Source organism: Halorubrum sp. SP9 (assembly GCF_005435015.1).
GTDB lineage: Archaea > Halobacteriota > Halobacteria > Halobacteriales > Haloferacaceae > Halorubrum > Halorubrum sodomense.
Map to the genome: position 1 here is coordinate 1 of NZ_SGXU01000502.1, position 354 is coordinate 354.

General features: G+C 59.0%; 1 pseudogene. It reads left to right on the forward strand.

The features are described 5' to 3' along the window. Positions 1-287: pseudogene (locus EXE45_RS18385) on the forward strand (glycosyltransferase family 2 protein); the annotation flags it as partial. Positions 288-354: the final 67 nt, after the last annotated feature.

Genomic DNA, 354 nt, shown 5'->3' on the forward strand with positions numbered 1-354 from the left:
TGTTCGAGTACCGGACGGAGTTTCGGTGGTTAGTCGACAGGGCATTCTGGCAGGGATACTCGAAGCGAGCAATGGAGTCGTTCGTTGACGACGAGGGCGGGGAAGAGGGAGCGTTTCTCACAACCTTGGCGACCGATTCGGTACCGACACGGACTGCGACGCTGATTCGAGACCCCTCGCTGGCCGGCCTGCTTCAGTTCCTTTCTCTCTTTCAGTTTACCGCCGCCGTCGGGTGCGGATACGCGTACGCCCTCTGGGACTGGGATGACGACACACTTTTTCGATGACTCGTCTTTGGGCCAGATATGGACGCGTCGGCCGCTGACGAACCCATGGACTTAGACGACTTCGACG